A 20,012-nucleotide genomic window follows, 5' to 3' on the forward strand; every position below is an offset into this window, starting at 1 on the left:
CTTTAAAATTTATTTTACGCGTTTAAAGATGTATTTATCTTTTAGCTCGCCAGTGACCTCTTTTTGATCCATATCTAGCATTTTTAGGTTCTCGCCTTCTATCTTATAAAAGCTCTTTTCTTTATACTCATCAATCGTTGTTATCACGCCATTTTCGATTGAGTATTTGCCTTTACTAACGGCTTTGTAGTTGTCTTTTGACTTATAGTCCATCACGCTTTCAAATGTACCATCTTTTTTTAATGTTAAGCGTGAATCAATACCCATGCAACTAGCGCAAGGTAAAAATGCTTTATAAGTACCCTCGATGCTGTTAATTGGAGCTTCGCAGCTACTTTTTACTTCACATTTGCCTTGTGGGACGTTTGTGTTTTGGCTAGATGAGGCACAACCTGCCAAAAGTAGAGCCGCACTTAGTGCAAATATAAAATTTTTCATGCTAATCCTTTTTGAAAATAAAATTTAAAATGTATTATAATACTTAAGAAAATAACAAATTATAAATTAAAGGAGTAAAAATGCAAATCGAAGCATTTGGCGTTTTAGTCGTAGTTCTGGTTATCTTTGCGTTCTTGTTTTTAAAGGCTGGTATCAAGATCGTCTCACAAGCTGATAATCTACTCATCGAGCGACTTGGTAAATTTCACAAAGTGCTTGACGGTGGATTTCACATAATTATCCCATTTGTAGATCAAATAAGAGCGATAATCACCGTAAAAGAACAGCTTGTAGACATCACAAAACAGCAAGTCATCACAAAAGATAACGTAAACATAAGCGTCGATGGCATCGTCTTTTTAAAGGTATTTGATGCAAAAATGGCTGTTTATAACGTAGATAACTATAAGCGCGCCATAGCAAATTTAGCCATGACAACACTTCGTGGCGAAATAGGCGCGATGAATCTTGACGACACGCTAAGCTCACGTGACCGCCTAAATGCCGCACTTCAAGTGGCTCTTGGCGATGCAGCTGGCAACTGGGGCGTAAAGATCATGAGGGTTGAAATTTCTGAAATTTCTGTCCCGCTTGGCATCGAAGAGGCGATGAATATGCAGATGAAAGCTGAGCGTGAAAAGCGCGCGATCGAACTAAAGGCCTTGGCTGAAAAAGAGGCACTAATACGCAACGCAGAGGCGCTAAAGCAAGAAAAAGTGCTTCAAGCAGAGGCGATAGAGCGTATGGCTGATGCGAAAAAATATGAGCAAATCGCCATCGCAACGGCTCAAAAAGAGGCTATGGATATGATAAATGATAGCATGAGCAAAAACGCAAATGCGGCTGAATTTTTGCTTGCTCGTGACAGGGTTGGGGCATTTAGCGAGCTAGCTAAGAATAGCTCAAAAGATAAAATTTTAGTCCCTTACGAGGCGACTGAGCTAATTGGCTCGCTTAGCGTTTTAAAGAATTTCTTAGCTAAGGATAAGGCGTGATCAGCCCTTATATAATGATAGCTATTGGTGCACTCTTATGCGCACTTGAATTTACGCTTTTTTCATTTTATTTGCTATTTTTCGGACTGGCTTTTATTGTTGTTGGAGTAGTAAATTTTGGAGTTGCCTTTGAGTGGCCATATCAAATTTTAGGCGTCTCAGCACTTGCGCTTATCTTGCTTGTGCTTTTAAAAGCACCGCTAAAGAGCAAATTTATGTCTAGAAAAGAGAGCTTTAATGAGGAATTTTTAGACGAGGCCGGCGTTGGCGAGATCAGAGAAAATATGGTCTATTTTAAGGGTACGCTTTGGAAATATGACGGAAATTTAGCTAACGGAGAGAAGGTGCGAGTTCTTGGCACCAAAGGCGACAAGGTGATAGTTGGGTAAAAGTGCCAGTTGGCACTTTTATTAATGTTTATGCATCATTTGGTGGTCATGTGCATGGCCGCCATTTTGCATGTCGCCGTGGTGTTCGCAACTTCCCTTATCTTTTGTCGCCATGTTTTGGTGGTGAGGGCAGCCACATTCTGCGTGTCCAGCTTCGTTTGGCTTTGGCTCATTTTTGGCACAACCAACTAAAAATAGGCCTACAACTGCGGCTAAAACTATCTTTTTCATATTTACTCCTTCAAAAAGTTTCCTATTTTATCTTTTAAAAATTAAAATTTGGTAACTACATGATTTATCAGATTTAAAAGCATTTTTAGCTAAACTCTCGCCCAAAAATAAGCAAAATAAAAGGTTAAATTTGAAAAGACTTAGTGTAAATGAGGCCATCGATCTTACAGAAAATGCACCGCTTTACGAGCTTGGCAAGATGGCACTAGCTAGAAAAAAAGAGCTTCATCCAGAGGGCATTACGACCTTCATCGTAGATCGCAACATCAACTATACAAATGTCTGCTGGGTGGATTGTAAATTTTGCGCATTTTACCGCCATGCAAAAGAGGAAGACGCTTATGTGCTAAGTTTTGAAGAGATCGGCAAGAAGATCGAGGAGCTAATCGCCATTGGTGGCACTCAAATTTTATTTCAAGGCGGCGTTCATCCAAAGCTAAAAATCGAGTGGTACGAGGAGCTTGTAAGCTACATCAGCAAACACTATCCAAGCATCACAATACATGGCTTTTCGGCAGTTGAGATCGACTACATCGCAAGAATTTCAAAAATTTCTACAAAAGAGGTCTTAAGACGCCTAAACGAAAAGGGCCTATACTCGATGCCAGGCGCTGGAGCAGAAATTTTAAGCGACCGAGTGCGTGACATCATTGCGCCAAAAAAATGTGACACTGCAGACTGGCTTCGCATACACAAAGAGGCACACGAGCTTGGCATGAAAACGACTGCCACGATGATGTTTGGTACGGTTGAGAGCACTCGTGAGATCGTGGAGCACTGGGAGCACATCAGAAATTTACAAGATGAGACGGCTGGATTTAGGGCATTTATACTTTGGAGCTTTCAAGGGCTAAATACAAAGCTCATGCAAGAATTTCCAGAGATCAAAAAGCAAAGCTCAAACGTCTATCTAAGGCTTCTTGCCGTTTCAAGGCTCTTTTTGGATAACTTTAAAAATATCCAAAGCAGCTGGGTCACACAGGGCAGCTACGTTGGTCAGCTCGCACTTCTTTTTGGCGCAAACGACCTTGGTAGCACAATGATGGAAGAAAACGTCGTAAAAGCCGCAGGAGCGAGCTTTAGGATGAATCAAGATCAGATGATCGAGCTTATAAAAGATGTCGGAGAAATTCCAGCTAAGCGCAACACAAACTATGATATTTTGGAGAAATTTTAGATGAAAATTTTAGATATCAATGTAAAAAATGTAAAAATCCCAGTCGTTTTTGAAAGCTCAAAAGCGATGCCAGTAGTGAGCCTCAGACTTGTTTTCAAAGCAGCTGGTAGCTCTCAAAATGGCAAGCTCGCAGGCCTTGCAAGACTAAGCACAAATTTACTAAACGAAGGCGATATGAAGCTAGGCTCAGCTAAATTCGCTAAAGAGCTTGAAGTAAGAGCGATCAGCCTAAATGCAAGCTGTGGCTTTGAGACATTTTGCATCGATCTAAACTGCCTAAAAGAGCACTTTGCCTTTGCATGCGGTAAGCTAAAAGAGCTTATAAGCGCTCCAAATTTAACAGAAGAAATTCTAAATAGGTGTAAAACTGTCACACTTGGCGAGATCGCAGCAAATGAAAACGACTTTGACTACGTGGCAAGGCAGGGGCTTTTTGAGCTTTTATACCCAAAAAGCGTGCTTGCTCAGCCAAGTATCGGCACTAAAAAGAGCATAAAAGCTATCACGCTTGAAGATGTGAGGAAATTTTTAAACGAGCATTTAGACCTTTCAAATTTGCTTTGCGTGCTAGGTGGCGACATCAACGAGAAGCAGGCAAAAGAGCTTGCTAGCGTTCTAGAGATCCTAAAGCCTGGCAAGGTGCGAAAACTAGAGCGCTTTATCCCAAGTGATAAGTGCGAAAACAGTGAGATTATCAGACAAAGCGAGCAGGCCTACATCTACTTTGGCGCGCCATTTAACGTAAGACCTGAGGAGAAATACAAGGCCGCAGTGGCGACATTTATCTTGGGTGAGGGTGGCTTTGGCTCGAGGCTCATGGAGGAGATCCGCGTGAAAAGAGGGCTTGCATATAGCGCCTACGCTAGAAATTTGCTAAATCTCTCTTACAGCCAGCTATACGGCTACATGCAGACAAAAAATGAAAAAAAAGATGAGGCTATCGCTGTTATAAAAGAGGAAATTTTAAAATTTAGTAAAAAAGGCGTTAGCAATGCCGAGCTTGAGCAGGCAAAGAAATTCTTACTTGGTTCGTTACCTCTTAGGCTAGAGACGCTATTTAAACGCCTTGATATCGCACAAAGCGAGTTTTATGAGCACGGCGAGCTTGGGGCATTTTTGAAGGATCTGGATAAAATTTCAGCCCTTTCGCTAAGCGAGCTAAACAGCTTCATAAAAGCCCACGCAGAGATCAATCAGCTAAGTTTTTGCGTTTTAAAAAATGAAATTTGAAGCAAGCGACAGGACAAAACTTCTAAAAATAGGCGTGCTTAGCCTACTTGACCTTGCTCTAGTGTTGCCAAAGGGCTTTGAGGATACGACGATCGCTAAGAGCCCAAGAGAGGGGCAGGTCTGCATAAATGTAAAGATCACCTCGCTCGCCTCGCGCCCTAGCATGCTAACGGCGCTTGCCTTTTGCGAGCAGTGGCAAAGTAGCGTAAAGATCGTCATTTTTAACGCAAAGTCCTGGCACTACGGCGCTTTTAAGGTCGGCAAAGAGATGGCGATATATGGGCTTTGCTCCTATGCCTTTGGCTCGTGGCAGATCGTAAATCCAAAAATCACCACAAAAATAGGCCAGATCGTGCCTAAATTTAAGACCGAGTTAAAAGATGATGAAGTCAAAAAACTTGTTTTAAAATATATAAATTTAAAAAATTTATTAGCTGAGGGCTTAAGTGAGCGAGAGGCTAAATTTCTAGCTGATTTGCAGCGGCTAGACGAGCAAAGCGTGCAAATTTTATACCGCCTAAAAAATGACAATGAGGGCGTGCATATTTTAAAATTTGTAGAAATTTTTAACTACATAAAAAAGCTAAGTGCGAAAAAAACCTACTTTAAAAGCCCAAAAATCAAGCTTCTTGATATAAGCTCTTGGCTTAAGAGCTTGCCATTTACGCCGACAAATGACCAGCTAAACGCAGTAAATGACATCAGAGACGACCTTAGTGCTGTGCAGGCAAAAAGGCGCGTCATAATGGGCGATGTGGGAAGCGGCAAGACGCTAGTGATCCTAGCAGCTGCTCTTAGCGTCTATCCGCAAAGTGCCATTTTGATGGCGCCAACAAGCATCTTAAGCGAGCAAATTTATAATGAAGCAAAGAGGCTACTGCCGCCTTTTATGAAGGTCATACTCGTGCGAAGCGGGGAGAAAAAGATAGACTTTAGCGGGGTAAATTTGATCGTTGGCACGCATGCGCTGCTCTTTCACGAGCTGCCAAATTCGCCACTTGTCATGGTCGATGAGCAGCACCGCTTTGGTTCAAATCAGCGCAAAAAGATAGAAGAGCTCGCCTCAAACGAGAATGAGCGGGCAAATTTTGTACAGTTTTCAGCCACGCCGATACCAAGGACGCTAAGCCTCATTCAGTCTGAGATTGTAAATTTTAGCTTTTTAAAGCAGATGCCATTTAAGAAAAATATAACGAGCCAAATTTTAGGCGCTAGCGAGTTTGGCTTTTTGCTCGCTCACATCAAAAAACAGCTTGCGGGCGGCTTTCAAATAGCCATCATCTATCCGCTAGTTGAGAGCAGTGAGAGCTCAAACTACCAAAGCCTAAATGAGGCACATGGTTTTTGGCTAAAGAATTTCAAAAATGTCTTCGTCACGCACGGCAAAGATAAAGAAAAAGAGGAAATTTTAAGGCGATTTAGAGAAGAGGGCGAAATTTTGCTTTCAACCACTGTTGTTGAGGTCGGAATTTCGCTACCAAGGCTAAATACGATAGTGATCGTAGGGGCTGAGCGGCTAGGGCTTGCCACGCTTCATCAGCTGCGTGGTAGAGTAGGGCGAAATGGCGGCGATGGATACTGTTTTTTGTTTACCAAGCTAAAAGAGACGCCTGCTAGGTTAAAAGAATTTTGTGCAACAAATGACGGCTTTAAGGTGGCCGAGCTTGATCTGAAAAACCGCCAAAGCGGTGACATACTAAACGGCTTTGTACAGCATGGAGCGACATTTAACTTCTATGACTACGAGGATGATATCACACAGGATGCAAAGGCTAGAGTGGCGGCGCTTGCTAAAAATAACGCCTAGTTGCTTTCAGTTTAACTTAAATTTTTGATTTTATTTTGTTAGCTTTAAATTTTTAGTAGAGTAAATTTTAATAAAACTATTTTTCTACTCTACGTTCTTTGCATATATTCTCGCATGGTATGCCGTCATGGTCGCGGTCAAAGCCACTGCGTCCACAGTTTCTTAGATAGTGATATGCTTCTTCACAGCTCTTTATCTCTTTGCAGTAGCGTTTAGAGCAATCAAATTTATTAGCCGCATTTGCTATCAATACAAAAAATAAAATCAAAACTAACTTTTTCATTTTTACTCCAAAGGCGGTATGTGTGAAATAACAAAAAAGTACAAAAAGTGCTTTCAAAAGGATAAATTCTTTTGAAAGCAGATAAATTTAAAGCGGATATGTCAAGCAGCACTCTCTTTGGACTTTGTCGATGTAACTGACATTTAGATCGAGTCCATAAAGTTTACTTAAATTTTCACTTTTAATGATCTCGCTGACTGAGCCAAACTCAACATTTCCATCACCTTTTACAAGTGCGACATATCCGCCAAGAAGCACAGCAAAGTCAGGGTTGTGAGTGGTTAGCACGACCGAGTAGCCAAGCTCTTTTAGCCACTTGACGGTGCGTAGGAATTTATACTGGTTGCCAAAGTCAAGCGCGCTCGTTGGCTCGTCAAATATAATCATCTTTGGTTGCGCAGCCATCGCACGAGCGATCATGCACATCTGCTTTTGACCACCGCTCATCTGTGTAATAAAACGCTCTTCAAGATATTCGATCTCAAGCTTTTTAGTATAAATTTTAGCGATCTCCTCGTCCTCTTTACTGGGTCTTGCAAAGATACCAAGGTGTGCTGCACGACCCATCGTGATAAACTCAAGCCCTGTGTAGTCATACTCGGTAACCTCGCTTTGAGCGACATACGCCATGATCTTAGCGCGCTCTTTGTTGCTTAGGCTATCAACGTTTTTGCCATCAAGGAAAATCTCTCCAGAAACTGGCTTTAGCGAGCCGCTTATTAAGCCCAAAGTTGTTGATTTGCCAGCTCCGTTTCGACCAAGTATGGTTAAAATTTCCCCAGCGCCTATCTTTAAATTTACATTTTCTAGTTTGCCAGCTCCATTTGGGTAGCTAAAGTTTAAATTTTTAACTTCAAGCATCACGCAACCTTTTTATTTCGCCACAAGACCCAGACGAAAAATACTGTGCCGATAAAGCCGGTAAGTACGCCAAGAGGCACTTCGCTCACGCTTATGCTACGTGCTAGAGTATCGACAAATAGCAAAAATATCGCACCCATAAATATGCTTGCTGGCATGCTTTTTATGTTATTTGCACCAACTAGCATCCGCGCTAGGTGCGGCATGAGAAGTCCCACCCAAGCGACTATTCCGCTTATGCAGACGCTGCATGCTGTAAGAAGCGTAGCGCAAATGATAACGATAGCACGCTCAAAAGCGACATTTACGCCTAGCCTTGCCGCACTCTCGTCGCCAAGAGATAGCAAATTTATGCGCCAGCTCATGGCTATTAGCAAAATAGCGCAGATGATCATCACTGGGGCTATAAATTTTAAATTTTCGCCATCAAGCTTTGCAAGGCTACCAAGCTGCCAATAAACAATGTCAGGTAGCTTCGTCTCAGGGTCTGCGACATACTTTAAAAAGCCGATCACTGAGCCCATGAGACCACTTACGATGATGCCAGAGAGAACCAGCATAAGTGTGCTAGTGCGTCCCATCATCTTTGGTATGGCTAGCGTGATAGCAACGGCTGCTAGACCAAAGCCAAAAGCAAAAGCCTGTACCCAAAATAACGATAGGTCAAAGATGATCGCGGTGGCAGCTCCTACGCAGGCACCTGCAGAAACACCAAGTAGATCAGGGCTTACTAGCTGGTTCTTAAAGACGCCTTGATAGGCAGCACCGCTCACGCTAAGAGCGGCTCCAACAAGGATGGCTGCGATGATGCGAGGTATGCGCAAATTTTCTATCACATTTGTGATGTTGCTAGCTGCGCCATCGCCAAAGCCAAAGCCGTGAGCAAGCACGCTAAAGACATCGCTAAATGGTATGTAAAATCTACCAATACCAAGGGCTACAAAGGCGCAAACAATGGTGAGCAGGGCTAAAAATATAGCAACTAATGAAAAATTTGCGTTTTTCATATATTATTTGCTGCTGCCATCTGGATTTAGACCTTTTAGCATGTAGCCATACTCGGTGTCGCTAAGCTTGTGGCCTAGGAACTCTTTATAAAACTCTTTTGTTTTTGCTTTCATGTCTAGGTCTTTAAAAAGATCAGGCTGGATAGTTTTTGCCGCCCATAAAATTTGGAGCACACTCTCAGCGCCATATCTATCCCAAGCAAATACACCTTTTGGATTGCCGTAAATTTTGCCGTTTTTCACAGCATTTGAGCCTGAAAATGCAGGGTGCTCTTTGACATTTTTGATCAAAGCGTCTGTGTCATTGCCGCCAACGATGATGATATCAGGGTTTGCGTTGATGATCTCTTCAGCTGTTAGCTCGATCATAGACCCCTCTTTTGTCACTGCGTTTTTGCCGCCAGCTAAATTTATCCAAGTGTTTTGGATAGTGTTTGTGCCATCAACTTTTAATAAATTTGTACCACCAAGAAGGTGAAGTACTTTTGGACGCTTGTCGGCGGAAATTTGTTTTGTTTTGGCTTCTACAAATTTTGAGTTCTCGTGGATCTTGTTTGAAAGCTTTTCGGCCAAAGCTCTAGCCTTGTCAGTGCCGATAACTTCAGCTGTTGCATAGATACTTTTTTCCATATCTGGATAGTCTCTATATATCATATTTACTGCGCTAAAGCCATTTTTAGTAAGCTCTTCTTGGTAATTTTTGCTAGAAACTATGACAACATCAGGAGCGAGTTTAACTAGCTCTTCTACCTGGATATCTTTGCCATTTAGTGCGGCTGGGAGATCTTTTACCTTTGGATAGACAAGGGCAAACCATTTGTTTTTCTTGATAAGATCTGTTGTGGTGATCACTTTATCCATGCCGCCAAGTGCTAGGATGATCTCGTTGTTTGCGTGCCAAAGTGCAGCTATTTTTTCAACTTTTTCAGGGACACTTACTTTGACGCCTTGCATATCGGTAATGCTTCTTGCAGACTCAGCTGCGTTTAGGCTAAGAGCCATAAATAGTGAAGCAACAAGGCTAAATTTGGTTACTTTATGCATAAAATTTGTTTGCATATTTTTTCCTTTATTTTTGAAGTATAAACATGTATGTTAATAATATTTATATTAATTCTATGTAAATTTTGCATATACATTATGAAGAATTTGCATATATTGTAAATTCTTATAAAACTAATGGGATAAATTCTCTCCTTTTATTGACATATGTCATTATTTGCTTTTTTAAAATGAGATAAACTTCGCCTTAAAATTTTTAAAAAAAGGAGAATCAATGCGTGAATACAAAAAGTATTGGCTAGCACTTGTTGCAGTACTAGTAATTTGCTTTAGTATTTTAGGCTACTACGGCGTTGAGGTTTATAGAAGCTCGCCACCAGTTGTAAATTTTACAGATGAGAATGGCAATGTCGTGATTGACAAAGAGAGCATCTATAAAGGTCAAGAGGCCTGGCAAAGCATAGGAGGTATGCAAGTTGGCTCTGTTTGGGGACACGGCGCATATCAAGCACCTGATTGGAGTGCGGACTGGCTTCATAAAGAGTTAGTTATATTTTTAGAGTTAAAAGCAGATGAAATTTATCACTCAAAATATGCTGACTTGAATGACGAGCAAAAGGCAAATCTAAAAGTTCTACTTAAAAAAGAGTACCGAGAAAATGGCGTAAAAGACGATAAGATCGTACTTAGTAGTGATAGATTAAAGGCTATGAAACAAGTAAGCCAAGAGTATTCATCACTTTTTGGAAATGACCCTAAGTTTAAATCTTTAAGAGAAGCTTATGCGATGAAAGAAAATACTCTTCCAAATGCTTCTGATAGAGATGATCTTAATAACTTTTTCTTCTGGTCAGCCTGGGCAACCGCAGCAAACAGACCTAATAGCGATGCTACATACACAAACAACTGGCCACACGAGCCACTAATAGATAATGTACCAACAAGCGAAAATATCTTTTGGTCAATCGCAAGCGTTGTAATACTTATTGCTGGTATTGGATTTCTTGTTTGGTTTAGCTCTTTTTATGGTAAAAAAGATGATGAAAGGTTGGAAGCTATTAGCGAGGATCCGCTTAGTAAATTAAGCCTAACTCCATCTCAAAAAGCTCTTAAAAAATATCTTTTTGTGACTTTGGCTCTTTTTGCATTCCAAATTTTAATAGGCGGCTTTACAGCTCACTATACAGTAGAAGGACAAGAATTTTACGGTATAAATTTATCAGCTTATATTCCTTATTCACTTGCTAGAACATGGCACATTCAGGCTAGTATCTTCTGGATTGCGACAGGATTTTTAGCAGGCGGTCTTTTCCTAGCACCTATTATAAATGGCGGTAAAGATCCAAAATTCCAAAAGCTTGGCGTAGATTTATTATTTTACGCACTACTAATCCTTGTAGTTGGTAGTTTTGCTGGCGAGTATTTAGCGATCGCAAATATTATGCCTATAAATTTAAGCTTCTGGTTTGGACATCAAGGATATGAATATATCGAGCTTGGACGTGTTTGGCAAATTATTTTATTTGTCGGTCTTGTCATCTGGATGCTACTTTTACTTCGCGGATTTATCGGCGGATTTAAGAACAAAGGTGACAAAAATTTACTTGCTATCTTTGCAGCTTCAGCTGTTGCAGTTGGATTATTTTACGGAGCAGGATTATTTTATGGCCAAAGAAGTCCACTTCCAGTGATGGAATACTGGCGCTGGTGGGTTGTACACCTTTGGGTTGAAGGCTTTTTTGAAGTCTTTGCTACCGCTTCACTTGCTTTTGTGTTTGTTAGTCTTGGTCTTGTTTCAAAGAGATTTGCTACGTTTTCAACGCTTGCAAGTGCATCACTTTTCCTAGTAGGCGGAATTCCAGGAACTTTCCACCATTTATATTTTGCGGGTACTACAACACCTATAATGGCAGTTGGCGCTAGCTTCTCAGCACTTGAGGTAGTTCCTCTTGTATTGCTTGGCGCTGAAGCTTATGAGCACTATAGACTTCAGTTTGCTCAAACTTGGGCTAAGACATTAAAATGGCCACTTTACTGCTTTATAGCAGTTGCTTTCTGGAATATGCTAGGTGCTGGTGTATTTGGATTTTTAATCAATCCTCCAATTTCACTATTTTATATCCAAGGCCTAAATACGACCCCAGTTCACGGACATGCTGCACTATTTGGTGTTTATGGATTTTTGGCACTTGGATTTGTTTGGCTAGTAGCTACTTATCTATTCAAAGGTCAAGAATTTGATGAAAAACTTATGAAAGTAGGCTTTTGGGGCCTAAATATAGGTCTTATGCTAATGATCGTACTTTCACTACTTCCAATAGGAATTTATCAAGCATTTGCAAGCTTGGAGCAGGGCATGTGGTATGCAAGAAGCGCTGAGCTTTTACAACAATCACACTTGCAAAATTTAAGATGGGTAAGAATGATTGGCGATACGATTTTAATAATCGGTGGAATTAGCTTCCTTGCACAACTTCTAAAATTTATGCTTAATAAAAAAGCTTAAAACTAAAGGGGTATTTTGCCCCTTTATTAAGCTATCTTTTCATAAAATAACGCAAATTTAAAAGGAAAGAAATGATTACATTTTTTAAAAGAATTTGCGTTATTTTTATCGTACTCTTACACTCTTTTTTGGCTCTTGTAGTTGATTATTCGTTTCCACACTATGCAAATGTGCAAATCACAGGTGGCGATGTCAAGCGTATGGACAAAGATGGTATCATCGACGCTAAAAATCCGGCAGATGGTCCTACCAGAGATGTTTATTTTATCTATACTAAAGATTCTAATAATTCAAATAAGGTCATGGCTTATAGAAATGAAGATACTGCATGGGGATTTCCGTTTTATTTTAAATTTAACTCAGCCGATGTGCAAGCTAAAGCCCAGGGCTTTGCAAATAGCGATAAAAACGTAACTGTAAAATATTATGGATATAGAATTTCTATGCTTCAAGAGTTTAGAAATGTCATCTCACTAAAAGAAAGTGGCACAGATACTAGTTGGCCGGTAGCTAGCTATATATTTTACTTTATCTTGTTTATCTCGCTAATCATTTGGATAAGAAAGATAAATAAGGCCTTTAGACCAAAAACTAGTGAAAATTTAGAGAAATAGATAGCATTTGTTTTAGCTATTTGATATTTTAAAAATCAAAAAGAGAGCCTTGTCTCTCTTTTGTCTCTAAAAATTTCTAGTGCTATCAAGTATATTTTTAGCTTTTTTGCTCCGTTGCGCTATTTGCCATATTTTCCTACGCTCTTCCAGTCTATAAAATAAAATTTCACAACTTGATGTTTGCAATTATTTTTAAGAAAATCACCCACTTTTTATGGCATGTACTTCTTCGTCTTGCTATTCATCAGTTGCGACCTTTATTTCGCCAAGATCTTCTTAAAATGGCTTACAGGGAAGCCTTCTTGTATCTAGATCTATCTTACGCAAGGATATCTATTCTATTTTTGAAAATTTAAAGCCATTTGCTAGCGTATCAGTTTTTATAACAGGACTTTTTAGATTTCAGAAAGAAAATTTATAGTGAGTTAGCATAAATTTTAGGGGCAAAGCTGCCCCTAATTTTAGTAAAGACCAAAAGTTCCGTCTGTTCTTTTGTAGATCACACGCATTTTTGCGTCAACATCGTTAAATACGTAAAATTGTTTATCGCTTGATTTTAGTTTTTCAAGTGCTTCTTCGACCTCAAGTGGTTTGTAAATTTCAAGCTCCATAGGCACGATCTCCTCGACACCTTCGATCTTTTCTTCGCCTATTCTTGAGCGAAATTCTTTGTCGTCAGCCTTGCCTTTTACGGTAAATTTCTTATCATGCTCTCTTCTTAAAACTTTTGATGCTTTTTCGATAGCAAGATCGATCGCAGCATAAAGATCTTTATCTTTTTGGCGAACGACTATCGTATCTTTATGAGCCATATTTAGAGAAAATTCTGCATTAAAGCCTTTTTTTCCTTGTTTTTCATCGGCTGCTACAACACATCTTGCTGAGATGATGTCGAGATTGTATTTACCAAGCGTATCAAAAGCGTCTTGGATATAGTTTTTGATTGGCTCTGTTAGTTCAAATTGTTTTCCTACAATGCTTATGTTCATCGTAATCTCCTTTATAGAAAGTAAGATGATTATAACACGCTAAAACTAAAAACAAATTAAACTAAAATCTTTATAAAATTTTAAAGTTTCTGAAGAGTTCGTTTGTGAAAATTTATAGGATTTGGTGTTTTTTTATCTTTTGATTTTACAAAAACATCAAAGATCATGTTGCCAGTACTTGCGACTCCGTTTGTTCCTGGCATGATGGTCGGTGGAGTGCATATGCCGATATCTCCAAAATAAGTTATTGTTACATTAAAGTCGAACATATCGTTAAATTCTCCATCTACTTTATCTAAGCATTTGTTTGAGAAATCAGTTCTAAAAATTTCAAACATTGCATACTCTGCTGCTGCTTGAGCAACGAGTTGTGCTTGCTCTCTTAGATAAATTTCACTGCTTTGTCTAGCTGATGTGCTAGCTATCGAAAGAGCAAGAGTGCTGATAGAAGCTGCTACAACTAGAAAAAATATCGCTGCTATTAACGTAAATCCTTTTCTCATTAATAAACCGCCTTTGACTTGCAAATGGTTATTTCTGATTTTTCTGCTTTAAGGCAAAGCTTTAGCGCGATGACTCCATTTTTTTCTGTAAAGACAAATCTTGTTACATGTTTAGCTAGTGTTGCACTTTCGGCTTTGATAGCTTTTGTAGATGTTGAGTTAAATTTTTTAAAGCTTTCATTTAGCCATGGCCTATAGTTGTAGTAAATTTTAAGGTCAAAAGAGCCATTTTGTATATCCTCGGCACTTTGCTCAGCTGGTGCTATGGCAATGGCTGTGTAAGCTAGCTTATACTGTTCTGAAATTTTTTTATTTTTAAAATCACTTGAAATTTTAAGTGTGTCGATTGATTGTATGCCAACTTTTGCGATATCTAAGTGCCTTTGGTCTAAATTTTCTTGATAGCCAAAACTGCTACCAACTCTATAAAGTATGCTAGAAAATATCGCTACTAAACCACCATTTTCATTATCGGCGTTTATGCACCTAGAGCCGCTATTTACATCTTCTTCATTGCTATCATTTTCGCAGGTCAAGTCCATTACGCCATTTCTAAAAGCATCATTAAATTTGCTTCCAGGGCTTTTTAATCCATTTGCAACAGAGCTATTTGCAAGATCTACATATCCGCTATATATGCCTTCTTCGATGATTGGATCTCCGTTAGTATCATCTCCTTTATATTCGTTTATACCATCAAATAACTCATAAGCAGCTGGGATAAATTCTAAAATTTCAAAGTCGCTACTTAAATTTACGCCACTATCATTTAGAGCTAGGTAATCTCCATTTTTTTTTCTAGCGATAACGCTTTGTTTGATTCTGTGGCTAAGTAGCATTGAAATTTGTTCTAGAGCGATTTCGCTTTGTGTTTCTAGTTCGTTTATTACTTTGCTTTGAAAATAGTTTTGATATAAATTCATAAGCGTGTTAAAGCTCATAAGTGAGATAACACCAAGTACGGTGATGACTATTATTAGCTCAATTAATGTAAAAGCTTTTTTTGTTTTTTTCATTTCCATTCTTTTACACTTAGAGTACTGCTTTCACCTATATTAAAGGCATATCCATAAAGTACGCTTTTGCTCTCTTTTGTAGTTTTCATAGTCGTATCTAGCTTTATCTGTAAAACATCACTATCGTTTAAAGGAGTGCTAACTACAAATTTATCAGCTCCATTTGTTATGGTTGGAGTCGTTTCTGTATCTATGATAAAGTCACGTTTGGTAGTGCTAGCAGTTGGCGAGATGGATTTTTGGGTATTAAAATTTTTGATAGATTTTACTTTAAAATTTACGCTTTTGATTGATTCTGGAAGCTTTGAATCACTAGGCCTTGTGGCACATGCAGATGAATTTTGTACTGGATATGCAAGTATCCTATGTCCCTCTCCTTTTACACCGCTTTTTTCATAAAAATCCGGATTTGCCCCTTGGTCGCAGATAATAAGAGGAAAAATTATAGCCTCTTGAGTGGTTATAGATGATGGCATGGTGTTTTTACCGGCTATTAAGACTTGATCGCTAAATGGTGCTTTTAATATTAATGACATATAGGTTTTAGCATTCATTAATCCTTCTTGCATTAAGGATTGCTCGCTTAGATTTGAAGTAGTTCTTACTGCTAGTGGTAGGCTTGCACTTACTATGGCCACTACAAGCACTGACAAGATAAGCTCTATCAATGAAAAGCCACCTCTTTTTACCACTCTATTCTCCTGTTTGTCTTATCGCTTATATCTAGGTTACTATCACTATTTGATTTTACTCCTATAAAACCTCCAACTGCACCGCTTGTCTTATCTTCTATATTATTGCTCTTTAGGACTTTACCAGCCCATTCACCATTTGGTACTAGAAAATTTAGATTGAAATTATTTGTTTCAGGTTTCTCATCAAATTCACTATAAAGAAGCCAGCTAGGTGCTCTCATTTTAGCTACATCAGTAACTGCCGAAGGGTTTCTTATAAAAATTATTTGCTCGCCATTGCTTATGCTACTTACATCATTTCTTAAAACAGTACCGCTGTAAGTGTTTGTAAAGCTAAAGTCATGATAGTTAAGTACTCCTGCGCTATGTTTTGGATTGGTAGCCCAAAATGGTGCAGCTGGAAAGTCTTGCCATAGTTTGCCATTATCTTTCATATAGATATTTTTATTGCACCCATCGCAGTAGGCACCATAATAAATTTTGGCATAAAAGCCACTATAAAGCCCTTCATAAAATGGTGCATAAACCCTACCAAAGTAAAATTTTGCCGTTGTTTCTGTTGTTGGTTTTTCATATTTTTTTACTGTATCGGTACTATCTGACATTCCACTAAAGCTAAAATCATTACTTGAAATAGTAAAAGGATTTTTAGCATGATTTACTTTTCTTTCAAAATTAAAATATACTTCACCTTTGCCTACGCCATTTACAAAAGTGTTTTTCTCTACATAAAATGTTGATTTTGTAGCACTTGGATCTATTGCTTTTCTAGTATTTGAGCCAGGAATTTCAAAAAACAAAATTTCTTCATTTGCTTTTGCTAATGTGCCGGCATTGCCATCATTATCTGTAAAATTTAAAGGAACTCTATCTAGCTTTATATCAAAGTTCATATTTTTTGCATAGCAATCTTCATTATAAAGTTTTGCAGGATCATCGTTAAACAGCCTAGCAGTTACTTCAAAGTCAAGCTTTGCTTTTTGTATGCCTTCATTATCAAGGTATGTTATATCGCTATCTTTTGTTATCTTTAACTTGCTTATTTGTATATCTTTTGGTCTAAATAAATAATCTCTATTGCCTTCTAGCTTTATACTACATCCGATCCTTCCTTCTTGAGCAGTATCTTGTGATGGATCGTTGCTAATTGAGTTTTTTACACAATCATCAGCTTTTGATGGCGCATGTTGATCAGTTGCTGTATAGTCTTTGTCTAATACATAAAAATATGTATCGCCTATATCTGAGTAAGAAAAGCCAACAGGTCCACTTGATGTGTGACGAAAAATTTTACCCAATGCTTTATTTGGATCGTTAAAATCTACGCTTAGTTTGTTCTCGCTCTCTATAATGCTAGGATCGCAAGTTGCACTATATGCTGGTACAAGTTTTATCTCTCCATTTGAGCCACTTATGTTGTTTATATAACCATTTGCTAAGCCACTATCAAGAGGTTTCATAGCCGCAAGAGCAATGTTATTATAAACTTTGCCACCTATTAAAACATTGTTATTATTGATCGTATTCTTGTCAGTATCCCATAGCCTAAAGTGACTTGGCCTTATGGCAAAATCATCTAATTTTTCGCATTCAACCTTTGTAGTATTTGTCACTGGATCAAGATGAGAAATTCTAAATTTTACGCTTTTATAGGCTCTGTCAATACTAATGCCTGACAACAAAATATCAGTTACGCCATTAAATGTTATATCTTGTTCATATAAATTTGTTGGAGCACTACAAGACTCGACCAACTCTACTTTTACATCTACTGGGGCATCTGGTACTTTTTTGTTGCCATCTGTATCATAGTTTGTGATATAGACATTAAATGGCGTAGAAACGATTTTAGTTAGAAGTCTATTTTTAAATTTAGTTTTAAAAGCTGCCGAGCCATCGTCTTGTCTATTGCTTGCGACGAAATTATTTGGACTGGCACTAACACCTAAAGTAATGTTGTAGTTTTGATTATTACATCTTCTTATATATGTGTCATAGGGCTGTAAATTTATATCAGCATTTGCAACTGTGGCTTTGTAACTATTTGGCTCAAATTTAGACTTAAGGGTGGTTTCATATATGGCATAAGCGTAGTTGCCTTGATGAATTAGCATTTCTCCACCCTTATTTGCAGCCGCACCTTGTCCCAAATAAAAAGTTAAGTCATTTCCACTTAGTTGCTGCAAGCCTGTGTTGTCATTATAGTGTACTTGTCCTGACATAGTAAGTAGATCACTGGGCCCTTGTGATGCTTTATCTGCGTATATGTAAGTTGAGTTTGGATTATAAATTTGACTTGGATCTATTGTAGCTTTTAGAGCAAAGTCTTGGGCAGCTTCATTAGTATTATTTGTAACTTCAACGAAAGTTTTTAAAATAGTATTTGCTGGCACTACTGTCGGAGTATTTTCTTGCACCTTTGTAAAAGTACTATCGCTAGGTTTTTTCGCATAAATATATTCCATATAACAAACATCTGGCTTATATATACGAGTAGAAAAGCCAACTAGAGCTAAATTTATACGGTCAGCACTTACAACATTGGCACCGCCTGAGCTCTTAATCGTTGTAACTGTAAATTTTATATCCGCTTCTTTTTGAGCATATGACATTTTGTCCGATATATCAAATATATCCAAGTCTGCTTGGGAGTGAAATTTTTTACCTGGATTTATAAGTTGTCCAAATTTTGTCATAGTTGAGTTAAACTGATCGCCTTGCGCGTTATATCCGCTGGTAATACTCTGATAACTGCCACCATTTTTTATCTTGATATCTTCACCTTTTGTTTCTGGCTTGCCGCCAAAGGAAAACATTGTAAGCGAAGCATCTATATTTCCTGCTTTTGGCGTATAGATGTTTTCAAATTTTACATTTACGGTTGAGCTTTTTACAGTACCAAATGGATCGCTTGACTTCATCCAGTCTGCTGCAAGTCTTTCTAGTCCATCAAATATACTAACAAGCTTTGGCTCTATATTGTTTGCTGCAGCGATTTTATCATCAAAGTCATAAATGATGACTAAACTCCAAGCAGCAAATTGTGGTGCAATGGATTGTATCCAGTAACCGTTTTGCCCTTGAACTGGTGAGAATAGTAGCGTGCCGTATGTTTTTTTTAGTTTTCTATTAGTAGAGTTGTTTACCTTATATATGCCATCATTTGGGTCTATAAATTCATCACTAAAGGGAATTGTAGTGGATCTGATATTACCGGCATAGAATGTCCTATCTGACTCACTAGTACCAAGAGAGTCTCTAACTATATCTGTTACATCAGCGCTTGCTACATATTGGTAGTTTATTCCAGCCTTTACATAGTAGCTATTAGACTCGTTTTGATTGTATGATTCAAGGGTCATTGATTTTGGTTTATACTCACTAAATGAACCAAACCAAAAGACATCTTTTGGATCAGCATCTATTGTGATTGCATTTTTTCCAGGAGCTTTAAAATCAATCCTGCTATATCCTTTTATGTAATTTAAAGCGCTTACATATAAATTTGACCCAATATTTTTTATTACCCAGTTTTGATAAAGAGAGCCACCCCAGTAAAGTCTGGCATAGACTACGTTTTTACCTTTTAAATTATTTTGTATAAAGGTATTTTTCTCACTAAAATCAAATGTGGACGAGGATGAATTTTGGCAATAAGGATACTTGTTAGGATTATAAATATATGTTTTTTGACAAAGCGTGTAATTACTAGACGCAAAACTACCAGTATTTAAAAATATTCTATCGGCTGTAGATGATGTTTTTGTTACGTTAGATGAATCTGGAACAAAATTATATCCAGTGTATTGTGGAATCATAATAGTAGCACCAATGGTAGCTATATCACCATTTACTCTGGTATTTAGATTACCATTTATTGATCTTTGTCTTAAGCCTTTAGAGTGATCATCCCACATGCCAATTAATGGTTCATGTCCCCACGGAGAAGATTGTCTTGCATAAATGTGATAATGATCTTGTGCCAAACCCGAAGAAAAGCTATTGGTGTCTATCGTCCAGGTTCTGGTGAATTTTCTTATGCAATGTGGGATATTTTTAGAAGAGTTGTCTTGGTACTCTTCAGCGTCTATAAAGCAAGAATAATTTGTTCCACTACAACCAATAGAAGCTGCTTCTGCTGTCGTACAAGCTCTTGGTGCAGAAAAACTAAACGTGGCAATAAAGCAGAGTAAACATACTATCTTCTTCACAACAATCCTCTAAATAACAAGAAAAATCTCTCCTTAGATTTTTAAAAGCCTTTAGCTA

Annotated in this window: 18 protein-coding genes; 7 read left to right on the forward strand and 11 right to left on the reverse strand. The window is 38.3% G+C overall.

What is annotated here, in order from left to right; translation table 11 throughout:
- Positions 1-9: 9 nt before the first annotated feature.
- Complete coding sequence (locus F3H00_RS01995) at positions 10-438, reverse strand: copper resistance protein NlpE (RefSeq protein ID WP_148798228.1); 429 nt, start codon at positions 436-438, stop codon at positions 10-12.
- An 80-nt stretch (positions 439-518) separates the two neighbouring features.
- On the opposite strand from F3H00_RS01995, the gene F3H00_RS02000 reads away from it, so the two are divergent.
- Together F3H00_RS02000 and F3H00_RS02005 are read left to right on the forward strand one after the other, a co-directional pair.
- Positions 519-1,433: an SPFH domain-containing protein gene (locus F3H00_RS02000; protein WP_054196349.1), complete on the forward strand. Its 915-nt coding sequence runs from the start codon at positions 519-521 to the stop codon at positions 1,431-1,433.
- The gene (locus tag F3H00_RS02005) at positions 1,430-1,822 is read left to right on the forward strand and encodes an NfeD family protein (protein WP_148798230.1); all 393 of its coding nucleotides are present in this window, start codon (positions 1,430-1,432) and stop codon (positions 1,820-1,822) included. Before F3H00_RS02000 ends, F3H00_RS02005 begins: the two co-directional genes overlap by 4 nt.
- Positions 1,823-1,843: 21 nt before the next feature.
- Here the strand turns inward: F3H00_RS02005 and F3H00_RS02010 are convergent, their stop codons facing one another.
- Positions 1,844-2,053 carry a hypothetical protein gene (locus F3H00_RS02010; RefSeq protein WP_148798231.1) on the reverse strand — a complete coding sequence of 70 codons (210 nt, stop codon included), beginning with the start codon at positions 2,051-2,053 and terminating at the stop codon, positions 1,844-1,846.
- Between the two features lie 130 nt (positions 2,054-2,183).
- On the opposite strand from F3H00_RS02010, the gene F3H00_RS02015 reads away from it, so the two are divergent.
- The 3 genes from F3H00_RS02015 to recG are packed head-to-tail and all read left to right on the forward strand — an operon-like array spanning position 2,184 to position 6,267.
- Positions 2,184-3,230: a dehypoxanthine futalosine cyclase gene (locus F3H00_RS02015; RefSeq protein ID WP_148798233.1), complete on the forward strand. Its 1,047-nt coding sequence runs from the start codon at positions 2,184-2,186 to the stop codon at positions 3,228-3,230.
- The gene (locus F3H00_RS02020) at positions 3,231-4,460 is read left to right on the forward strand and encodes a M16 family metallopeptidase (RefSeq protein WP_148798235.1); all 1,230 of its coding nucleotides are present in this window, start codon (positions 3,231-3,233) and stop codon (positions 4,458-4,460) included.
- A complete protein-coding gene (gene recG / locus F3H00_RS02025) occupies positions 4,450-6,267 on the forward strand; it encodes an ATP-dependent DNA helicase RecG (RefSeq protein ID WP_148798236.1) in 1,818 nt (605 codons plus the stop codon). The genes F3H00_RS02020 and recG overlap by 11 nt, the downstream gene beginning before the upstream one ends.
- 76 nt (positions 6,268-6,343) lie before the next feature.
- Here recG and F3H00_RS02030 read toward each other — a convergent pair whose 3' ends face one another.
- The 4 genes from F3H00_RS02030 to F3H00_RS02045 all read right to left on the reverse strand — a co-directional run bounded on the left by F3H00_RS02030 (position 6,344) and on the right by F3H00_RS02045 (position 9,477).
- Entirely contained in the window at positions 6,344-6,550 is a 207-nt protein-coding gene (locus F3H00_RS02030) for an excalibur calcium-binding domain-containing protein (protein ID WP_148798238.1), read from the reverse strand.
- Positions 6,551-6,637: 87 nt separating this feature from the next.
- Complete coding sequence (locus F3H00_RS02035; protein ID WP_149703675.1) at positions 6,638-7,411, reverse strand: ABC transporter ATP-binding protein; 774 nt, start codon at positions 7,409-7,411, stop codon at positions 6,638-6,640.
- Complete coding sequence (locus tag F3H00_RS02040) at positions 7,411-8,418, reverse strand: FecCD family ABC transporter permease (RefSeq protein ID WP_149703676.1); 1,008 nt, start codon at positions 8,416-8,418, stop codon at positions 7,411-7,413. Before F3H00_RS02040 ends, F3H00_RS02035 begins: the two co-directional genes overlap by 1 nt.
- A 3-nt stretch (positions 8,419-8,421) precedes the next feature.
- On the reverse strand, positions 8,422-9,477 hold the full coding sequence (locus tag F3H00_RS02045; protein WP_148798244.1) for an ABC transporter substrate-binding protein: 1,056 nt from the start codon (positions 9,475-9,477) through the stop codon (positions 8,422-8,424).
- Between the two features lie 217 nt (positions 9,478-9,694).
- Between F3H00_RS02045 and F3H00_RS02050 the strand changes: the two genes are divergently transcribed.
- Both F3H00_RS02050 and F3H00_RS02055 read left to right on the forward strand, forming a co-directional pair.
- Positions 9,695-11,926, forward strand: a complete 2,232-nt coding sequence (locus F3H00_RS02050) for a nitric-oxide reductase large subunit (RefSeq protein WP_148798246.1) — start codon at positions 9,695-9,697, stop codon at positions 11,924-11,926.
- Positions 11,927-11,997: 71 nt separating this feature from the next.
- Positions 11,998-12,540, forward strand: coding sequence for a DUF1523 family protein (locus tag F3H00_RS02055; protein WP_087576793.1), 543 nt, complete (start codon positions 11,998-12,000; stop codon positions 12,538-12,540).
- A gap of 461 nt (positions 12,541-13,001) precedes the next feature.
- On the opposite strand, the gene hpf is transcribed toward F3H00_RS02055, so the two are convergent.
- From hpf to F3H00_RS02080, 5 genes are all read right to left on the reverse strand, one after another.
- Positions 13,002-13,529, reverse strand: coding sequence for a ribosome hibernation-promoting factor, HPF/YfiA family (gene hpf, locus F3H00_RS02060; protein ID WP_021090930.1), 528 nt, complete (start codon positions 13,527-13,529; stop codon positions 13,002-13,004).
- A gap of 80 nt (positions 13,530-13,609) precedes the next feature.
- Positions 13,610-14,032, reverse strand: coding sequence for a hypothetical protein (locus F3H00_RS02065; protein ID WP_103576256.1), 423 nt, complete (start codon positions 14,030-14,032; stop codon positions 13,610-13,612).
- Positions 14,032-15,048, reverse strand: coding sequence for a type II secretion system protein (locus tag F3H00_RS02070; RefSeq protein WP_223155227.1), 1,017 nt, complete (start codon positions 15,046-15,048; stop codon positions 14,032-14,034). Before F3H00_RS02070 ends, F3H00_RS02065 begins: the two co-directional genes overlap by 1 nt.
- On the reverse strand, positions 15,045-15,740 hold the full coding sequence (locus F3H00_RS02075) for a type II secretion system protein (RefSeq protein ID WP_054196360.1): 696 nt from the start codon (positions 15,738-15,740) through the stop codon (positions 15,045-15,047). Before F3H00_RS02075 ends, F3H00_RS02070 begins: the two co-directional genes overlap by 4 nt.
- Entirely contained in the window at positions 15,734-19,954 is a 4,221-nt protein-coding gene (locus F3H00_RS02080; RefSeq protein ID WP_148798250.1) for a hypothetical protein, read from the reverse strand. Before F3H00_RS02080 ends, F3H00_RS02075 begins: the two co-directional genes overlap by 7 nt.
- Positions 19,955-20,012 lie beyond the last annotated feature (58 nt).

This window comes from Campylobacter concisus (assembly GCF_902460845.1).
Taxonomy (GTDB): domain Bacteria; phylum Campylobacterota; class Campylobacteria; order Campylobacterales; family Campylobacteraceae; genus Campylobacter_A; species Campylobacter_A concisus_X.

What these genes read in the sequence shown, in the direction of transcription:
- F3H00_RS01995 (WP_148798228.1), bottom strand. Translation starts at nt 438, where the DNA reads ATGAAAAATTTTATATTTGCACTAAGTGCGGCTCTACTTTTGGCAGGT.
- F3H00_RS02000 (WP_054196349.1), top strand. Translation starts at nt 519, where the DNA reads ATGCAAATCGAAGCATTTGGCGTTTTAGTCGTAGTTCTGGTTATCTTT.
- F3H00_RS02010 (WP_148798231.1), bottom strand. Translation starts at nt 2,053, where the DNA reads ATGAAAAAGATAGTTTTAGCCGCAGTTGTAGGCCTATTTTTAGTTGGT.
- F3H00_RS02020 (WP_148798235.1), top strand. Translation starts at nt 3,231, where the DNA reads ATGAAAATTTTAGATATCAATGTAAAAAATGTAAAAATCCCAGTCGTT.
- recG (WP_148798236.1), top strand. Translation starts at nt 4,450, where the DNA reads ATGAAATTTGAAGCAAGCGACAGGACAAAACTTCTAAAAATAGGCGTG.
- F3H00_RS02030 (WP_148798238.1), bottom strand. Translation starts at nt 6,550, where the DNA reads ATGAAAAAGTTAGTTTTGATTTTATTTTTTGTATTGATAGCAAATGCG.
- F3H00_RS02035 (WP_149703675.1), bottom strand. Translation starts at nt 7,411, where the DNA reads ATGCTTGAAGTTAAAAATTTAAACTTTAGCTACCCAAATGGAGCTGGC.
- F3H00_RS02040 (WP_149703676.1), bottom strand. Translation starts at nt 8,418, where the DNA reads ATGAAAAACGCAAATTTTTCATTAGTTGCTATATTTTTAGCCCTGCTC.
- F3H00_RS02045 (WP_148798244.1), bottom strand. Translation starts at nt 9,477, where the DNA reads ATGCAAACAAATTTTATGCATAAAGTAACCAAATTTAGCCTTGTTGCT.
- F3H00_RS02050 (WP_148798246.1), top strand. Translation starts at nt 9,695, where the DNA reads ATGCGTGAATACAAAAAGTATTGGCTAGCACTTGTTGCAGTACTAGTA.
- F3H00_RS02055 (WP_087576793.1), top strand. Translation starts at nt 11,998, where the DNA reads ATGATTACATTTTTTAAAAGAATTTGCGTTATTTTTATCGTACTCTTA.
- hpf (WP_021090930.1), bottom strand. Translation starts at nt 13,529, where the DNA reads ATGAACATAAGCATTGTAGGAAAACAATTTGAACTAACAGAGCCAATC.
- F3H00_RS02065 (WP_103576256.1), bottom strand. Translation starts at nt 14,032, where the DNA reads ATGAGAAAAGGATTTACGTTAATAGCAGCGATATTTTTTCTAGTTGTA.
- F3H00_RS02070 (WP_223155227.1), bottom strand. Translation starts at nt 15,048, where the DNA reads ATGAAAAAAACAAAAAAAGCTTTTACATTAATTGAGCTAATAATAGTC.